Source organism: Xenorhabdus griffiniae (genome assembly GCF_015163655.1).
GTDB classification, from domain to species: domain Bacteria; phylum Pseudomonadota; class Gammaproteobacteria; order Enterobacterales; family Enterobacteriaceae; genus Xenorhabdus; species Xenorhabdus griffiniae.
Genome location: NZ_JADEUF010000265.1, coordinates 1 through 1,142, shown reverse-complemented (window position 1 = coordinate 1,142; position 1,142 = coordinate 1). Strand labels below are relative to the sequence as shown.

The window sequence follows — 1,142 nt, the reverse complement described above, 5'->3', positions numbered from 1 at the left end:
AAATGATGACTTCAGGGTAGACAATTGACGCATCGTTTAGCCGATGCGTATCCGGACTTTCAGTCCGTTAATCACTAACCCACCTACTTCAGTAGGTGGTTGTTGAGTTTAATAAGCGAGAGAAAAATATTTTTGGTTTATCAGTAAAATTATATATCCTTTATAAGATTAATTTTATTTAGGGGAAGCAGAGTGAAATTAAAACTCCGTTACATTGCGGTGGCATTGTTATTGTCTGGATGTGCAAGCCAACAAGTACAGCAATCAGACAGTAATGGACAAACAACGGTAAAGCGTATGCTTGATGGCAATAAAGCTGTTTTTGGTAGCCGTAAATTGACAAATAGGTTCAAATCCACCCCATTTGATGGTTTTATTGCGCAAGCTGCAAGACGTTATGGTGTTGATGAAACGCTCATCAAAGCGATTATTCAGGTGGAATCAGATTTTCGTCCAGAGGTTGTTAGTAAATCGAATGCAGTTGGACTCATGCAGATTAAGGCATCTACGGCTGGACGAGATGCTTACAGAGTGAAAGGGAAACCAGGACAACCAACAACACGTGAATTGAAAGATCCTGAAACCAATATCGACCTTGGTACTGCCTATATCAGCATTTTGAAAAAACAGCATTTGGAAGGGATTTCTAATCCAGAAATACTGTACTATGCAACGATAGTTTCTTATGTAAATGGTGCAGGGGCATTATTGCGAACGTTTGACTCAAACCGGGCTTTAGCAATTAATAAAATTAATCGAATGACTCCAAATGAGTTCTATCGGTATGTTCAAAATAATCATCCTGCACCACAGGCTTCGCGTTATTTATGGAAAGTTCAAAATGCTTATCATTCTTTAGGTGTAACTCATTAATCGCAATCTGTAAACTTTTACAAAAATAGGTCTGATAGCCTATTTTTTTATTTCTGAATACTATTTGACAATCCATTGCCACTTTAAATGTAAATGTCACATAGAACAGTTTCTTATAAATTATAGATGTTACAATTTTCAGTGAATGTACGCATTAAACTTCAAGTTGCAATTTACAACACGATATGAAACCTGATTTTTCCCCGCTTAGTGGGGAGAAATCACACGTGTCTTAAAGTTAGATTGGTATAGTTTACAAGTAATATTTC

General features: G+C 36.7%; 1 protein-coding gene. It reads left to right on the top strand.

All coding sequences use genetic code 11. The annotated features are described in order from the left end of the window. Positions 1 to 192: 192 nt before the first annotated feature. Complete coding sequence (locus IQ211_RS19370) at positions 193 to 873, top strand: transglycosylase SLT domain-containing protein (protein WP_282885639.1); 681 nt, start codon at positions 193 to 195, stop codon at positions 871 to 873. The last annotated feature ends 269 nt before the right edge of the window (positions 874 to 1,142 follow it).